General features: G+C 50.3%; 5 protein-coding genes. All 5 read left to right on the top strand.

The features are described from left to right. Positions 1 to 136 precede the first annotated feature (136 nt). Genes JOD20_RS26140 through cas2 form a run of 5 tightly spaced genes read left to right on the top strand, consistent with a single transcriptional unit; the run spans position 137 to position 4612 of the window. Complete coding sequence (locus JOD20_RS26140) at positions 137 to 1810, top strand: P-loop NTPase family protein (RefSeq protein WP_204758111.1); 1674 nt, start codon at positions 137 to 139, stop codon at positions 1808 to 1810. A gap of 11 nt (positions 1811 to 1821) precedes the next feature. Then, entirely contained in the window at positions 1822 to 2643 is an 822-nt protein-coding gene (gene cas6 / locus JOD20_RS26135) for a CRISPR-associated endoribonuclease Cas6 (protein WP_204758110.1), read from the top strand. Continuing rightward, positions 2643 to 3260: a CRISPR-associated protein Cas4 gene (gene cas4 / locus JOD20_RS26130; protein WP_204758109.1), complete on the top strand. Its 618-nt coding sequence runs from the start codon at positions 2643 to 2645 to the stop codon at positions 3258 to 3260. The genes cas6 and cas4 overlap by 1 nt, the downstream gene beginning before the upstream one ends. A gap of 11 nt (positions 3261 to 3271) precedes the next feature. Next, positions 3272 to 4324 carry a type I-D CRISPR-associated endonuclease Cas1d gene (cas1d, locus tag JOD20_RS26125; protein WP_204758108.1) on the top strand — a complete coding sequence of 351 codons (1053 nt, stop codon included), beginning with the start codon at positions 3272 to 3274 and terminating at the stop codon, positions 4322 to 4324. Positions 4325 to 4327: 3 nt separating this feature from the next. Then, positions 4328 to 4612 carry a CRISPR-associated endonuclease Cas2 gene (gene cas2, locus JOD20_RS26120; protein WP_204758107.1) on the top strand — a complete coding sequence of 95 codons (285 nt, stop codon included), beginning with the start codon at positions 4328 to 4330 and terminating at the stop codon, positions 4610 to 4612. Positions 4613 to 5094 lie beyond the last annotated feature (482 nt).

The following is a 5094-nucleotide window of genomic DNA, read 5'->3' as shown; positions in this document are numbered from 1 at the left end:
ATGCTGGGCAACGACGGTGATGCGGGGCAGACGACTGGGCTTGGAAATGGCCTAACATCTATTGATAGCTATTCCTCAACCTGTCCGCCCTTAAAGGCACGAATGGGGCTATTTTGCGGCTGGCTATAAAATTTGCTTGCTCTCAGCAACGCCGCGCAATGCAGTCTATCGCTATCTGAATCAACTATTTGGGGCTGATGGCTGGCAACGCGTCGGACCCGATAACGAGCCAGCAACCAGCGCCGATTTGCCAACAACGCCAACCTTAACGCCCTTGACGTTGCATATCCACAATGCCAAGCTTGAAGAATGGCTGCAAACGCAAAGCCAGCTTATTGACGATTGGCAGGCGAATGCGCTCGATAGCGTGATTATCAGCAGCAGTCTTGGCAAAATCAACCGCATGTATGCCAGCTTACGCCAGCTCAAACCAGTTCGGATTACTGGGCCAGAGCCGCCCGAACATCGACGCTTGGTGCGGCCCGTTATTTTGGCCACGCCCACCGTTGATATTGGCTACAACTTTGGGCGGCCAGGCAAAACCCGCCAAAGCATCGATCGCTTAATCTGCGATGCGAAATTTGGCGACGAGTTGACCCAGCGAATTGGACGCGCAGGCCGCGTGTTAGGTCGCGAAGAAACCGCCATTCCTAGCGAGGCCCACGTGTTTGTCAGCGAAGAAGCCTTTGCAGCGCTCAAAACCTGGGATCAACAAATCTTCAATCGCGCCGAATGGGCTGGTATCATTCAGCAACTTGAGCAACTGCCAGCCAAGCATCAACTCGAAGGCTATATCAACCAATATGCCTTGCTCGAAAGCTTTTATCCATTGCTCAAGTTACAGCAACTCACGCCCAAAGACGATCCCGATCAAGAGACCTTGTTTGAGGCTATGCGGGCGATTTTTGCTCCCACCAGCAAACGCACGTTCAAGAGTTTTCGCCATGTGTATCAGCTGTATGAGGAGCGCGAACAATGGCTCAAGCTCGCTGCTAGCGCCAAATGGGCCGATCGCAATGCAGTTGCCAAACATTATGCCAAATACCTTACTTGGCTTGCCTGCACAAAATCGATCCAACAAGAAATTTCGCCCCAGCAAGTGCGCCCCATTCTCGATTCGCGCTTGATTGGCCATGAAAAGCAGCAAACCGAGCTGATCGATTTTATCGAATCGCAAGTGGCAATGACCAAAGCGCTGTTTAATTTTCGCGAGGCTTGGCAAGGCCCCAAAGCAGCGATTTACGATCCCAAACAGTTGCTTTCCAGCCAGACCCTCAACTATTTTGATCTGTTTCACGTTTTTTGTAATTATGAGGTGACGATCTATCGATCAAAAGCCCAGTTCGAGCAGGATGCAGGCCCGAGTGAAGCGGCAGCAGTCTATCTGCAAATTATGCAGCATCGAGCTACGCAGCTTGGTTTAGCCTTCGACTATCCAAACAGCGATCAGCTTGAGCAAAAAACCTTTGAAGAACGCTATTGCAACGCGATTGTTGGCCTCAAAGGCCTGTTGCTTAGCGCCTACGAATATGGTTCACGCACAACCGTGCCTGTACCAGCGGCAATTCGCAGCGCCGTCGAAACCAACGCAATTCCCTGTTTGATTGTTGATCAAGCCAGCATCAGTGCCTTGATTCGCGTGTTACAAGGCGGCCCGATCTATCGCCAACGCCTCAATGTTGATTTTAATAGCATGTTCGAAGAATACAGCATGGTAACTGGAACCGCGGCCTTTCACGTTATCCCTGAACTCAAACGCCACTTTTTGATGCGCCAAAAACGGGTCAACGATCAGCCAATTTTGTTGTAAGAGGAGCCATAATGCTTGCCCAACCAGAATTAATTGCCTGTGTGCTTGAATTAACTGCTGCGCATGGCACGCAGCTTGAGCGAACCCAAGGCCATCGGGCGCATGCGCTGTTTTTAGAATTGATCAAAGCAAGCGATCCTGCCTTATCGGAACAATTGCATGCCGCCAGCCAAACCAAGCCCTGGACGGTCACGCCGCTGCCCCAGCAGGCTCGCCGCTTACACAATGGCGAAAGCTACCCGCTGCGGGTTGCGTTTCTGCAAGCAAGTTTATATTGGCCCTTTGCACAGAGCTTTCTACAACGGCCACAGCAACAATTACGCTTGGGCAGCAGCCATTTCAATCTGCACGCAATTCATACCACCAGCCAGTATAGCGCTTGGGCCGGCACTAGCTCATGGCAAAGCTTAGTTGATCAAGCCCAAGCCAGCGATGAAGTTACGCTGTGGTTTGCCACTCCAACCTGTTTCAAGTTGGGCCGTGATAGCGCAGGCAAACAGCGGGTTGGCTTGCTGCCCGATGGCCAAAGCGTCTTTCAATCGTTGCTGCGGCGTTGGAACGCCTTTGCCCCAACGCCATTGGCAAGCTGCGAGCAATTAGAACAATTTGATATTCAAATTAAACGCTATCAATTACACACCGATATGCTGCATGCCCAAAATAAACAACTCGGCTTCCTCGGCAAGGTGTGCTACAAACTGGCAGGCGATCTGCACGAGCGGCGAATTTTGACCACGCTCGCCGATGCAGCCATGTATCTTGGCGTTGGCGCGAAAACAACCCAAGGCATGGGCTTGGTGCAACGCCTCAAAACCAAACAGCAGGAGGAATAATGAATGCCTTTGAGCCAGATTATGTTCCAATTGCGATGCTCAATGCTTTAGCCTATTGCCCACGCCGCTTTGGCTACGAATATTTGCAAGCAGAAATGCTGATTAATGAATTTGTCGCCGACGGCCAAATTTTACATAGCAGCGTTGATGCTGGTGGCCACACCTGGATTGCTGGCGAGGTGCAGGAACGCTCGGTGTATGTGTTCAGTCAACGCTGGCGCATCACGGGCATTGTCGATTTATTGGCGAATGATCAAGGCGAATTATGTCCAGTTGAATACAAACGTGGCAAACTTGGCCGTTGGCGCAACGATCATGTGCAACTTTGTGCCCAAGCCCTCTGTTTAGAAGAGATGTTTGCCTGCACGATCAACCAAGGCTTTATTTTTTCGTGGGCCAATCGACGACGCGAATTGGTAGAATTTGATGCTGAACTGCGCCAGCAAACAATCGACGTTATTGCCCAAGCGCATACATTATGTCAAAACAATCAACTGCCAGCACCAACGACCCAAAAAGCCAAATGTCGTGATTGCAGCCTGCAACCATTATGCTTACCTGATGAAGTTCGCCATTTGACGACCAATCCAAACCCACTGAGCGAGGCTAACGATTAAAGGAGTGGCCCATGCAAACACTCTATCTTTCGGAGCAATATAGTATTGTCAAGCGCGAAGGCGAAGCGTTGCGGGTTGAAATTCCCGAAGATCAAGCCCTTGGGCGGCAGCGCCAGGTGGTGCGGATTCCATTAAATATCATTGATCGAGTTGTGGTGCAAGGCGAAATAACCCTGACTGCTTCTGCGCTTACCAGCCTTCTTGAACGGCGGATTTGCACCCATTTTTTGAGCTATACAGGGCGATCGCAAGGTGCGCTCACACCTGATCCGACCCGCAATGCCACCTTGCGTTTAGCCCAGTATGCAGCCCATACCGACATGAGCCAACGCTTTAGTTTGGCGCGGGCCTTTATTGATGGCAAATTGCGCAATCTTCGCACCCAAATCTTGCGGTTTAATCGCTCCCAACGCCAGCCACGCCTCAGCCAAGCAATTGAAAATCTCCGAGCAGCCCATCGTGATCTGCATGGCCTAGCCATACCAGCAACCTACGATCCACTTGACCGCATGCATGGGCTTGGGCCAATTTTCGGCTGTGAAGGCCAAGGCAGTGCAGCCTATTGGGATTGTTGGAGCGAGTTGCTTAACCAGCCATGGGAGTGGAATGGTCGCCGCCGTCGCCCACCGCCCGATCCAGTCAATGCCCTATTATCGTATGGCTATGTTATTCTGACCAGCCAAGTTTTGAGCCAATTAGCGATTGTGGGCTTTGACCCCTACATTGGCTTTCTGCATCAATCGAGTTTTGGCAAGCCAGCCTTGGCGCTCGATCTCATGGAAGAATTTCGCCCAGTAATTGTCGATTCAGTTGTGCTGAGCGTGCTTAACACTAAAATTCTCAACAAACAACATTTTCAGCACGAACCTGGCAGCGTTCAATTAAGCAAAGAAGGGCGTAAGCTCTTCTTAACCAAGCTCGAAGAACGCTTCAGCAGCGAAATTCAACACCCAATTTTTGGCTATCGCGTCAGCTATCGACGCTGTATCGAATTGCAAGCCCGCCTGCTAGCCAAAGCGCTGATGGGCGAAATTCAACACTATATTCCATTTCTGGTGAGGTAAGCAATGGCTGATAGTACGCTCTACATCATTGCCTACGACATCCCCAACGATCAACGACGCAGCAAAATTCACAAATTGCTGTGCGGCTATGGCTACTGGACCCAATATTCATTGTTTGAATGTTGGCTAACTAAACGTCATTTGGTAGAATTGAGGGCAAAACTTAATCAAATCGTCGAGCCTGCGCTCGATACCGTTCGGCTTTATCGAGTTTGCGGAGCATGTGTTGAGCAAGCGATTACGTTTGGCAGCCCACAGCCACGTGAAGCGATTACGATTATTCTTTAGCCAAAAATCGATCGAGCGGCGTAGCCCATGCAAGCAGCAGCCTGCGCTGCTCGATCAAACACCAAATGATTCTATTGGTCTTCAGAAAGGCCCAAACGATGTTCACGTGTCAAGCATTTATTCGAATAACGAACCTGCAACCAGATGATCGAGCGACAAACGTGCCTACTGCTCGATCAAGCGCCATTTTGGTGTGGTATAATGCGGCCAGAATCGAGGGGCGGTTCAATAAATACCGAATCCCTCCAAGGGATTAAAACGCAACGCATGGCTGTGGGGCGGCTATCACGTTCGTTCAATAAATACCGAATCCCTCCAAGGGATTAAAACGAGATCGATGGCCGTATTACGCTGAAATAGGGTTCAATAAATACCGAATCCCTCCAAGAGAGTGTTGCAGAATTCACCCTACCTCTGCTCTTCACCAATTACGAACCTTTTTTTTAATACCACCCTCCATCCATCGCATCCCTTTCACACCA

The sequence above is a fragment of the Herpetosiphon giganteus genome (assembly GCF_016907925.1).
Lineage (GTDB): Bacteria > Chloroflexota > Chloroflexia > Chloroflexales > Herpetosiphonaceae > Herpetosiphon > Herpetosiphon giganteus.
The sequence above is the reverse complement of the archived record's forward strand: the minus strand, read 5'-3'. Positions and strand labels throughout refer to the sequence as shown.